The 705-nt window shown below is 45.5% G+C and carries 1 pseudogene; it reads left to right on the top strand.

The features are described 5' to 3' along the window. Window positions 1–705 (top strand): annotated as a pseudogene (locus ACS8FD_RS20625) (molecular chaperone HtpG); the annotation flags it as partial.

Here is a 705-nt window from a genome sequence, read left to right as displayed (position 1 = left end):
AGATGATGAGTACGTCGATTTCTATAAGAACATCACCTATGACATGGATGAGCCACTAACTTGGACGCATAACCGCGTTGAAGGCCGTGTACAGTACACGCAACTGCTTTATATTCCCAAAAAAGCGCCGATGAATTTGTATACGCGTGAGCAGCAGCATGGTCTTAAGCTGTATGTCAAACGCGTCTTTATTATGGATGATGCTGAGCAGTTGCTACCGATGTACTTGCGTTTTGTGAAAGGGGTTATCGACTCAGCAGACCTACCATTGAACGTCAGCCGTGAGCTGCTACAAGAGTCGCGTGATGTAAAATCTATCCGTGATGGTAACGCGCGCCGAATCCTCACCATGCTCGCAAGCCTTGCCAATAGCGAAGATAATGACAAGCAAGAAAAGTTCGCCCAGTTCTATAGTGAGTTTGGCGATGTGATCAAAGAAGGTCTTGGCGAAGACATGGGTAACCAAGAGCGTATTGCTAAATTGCTGCGTTATGCAACCAGCACTGACGATAAGGTTGCGACCAGCTTTGAGGACTACAAAGCGCGTATGAAAGATGGACAAAAAGCCATCTACTATCTAACAGCCGACAATTTGTCTGCTGCAAAAAATAGCCCACAACTTGAGCTATTTAAGAAAAAAGGCATCGAAGTTATTTTGATGACCAGCCGCGTTGATGAATGGGCGATGAACTTCTTGACGTCGTT

This window comes from Psychrobacter sp. 1U2 (genome assembly GCF_051847575.1).
Note: the sequence above shows the minus strand (reverse complement) of the source record. Positions and strands in the feature narration are given on the sequence as shown.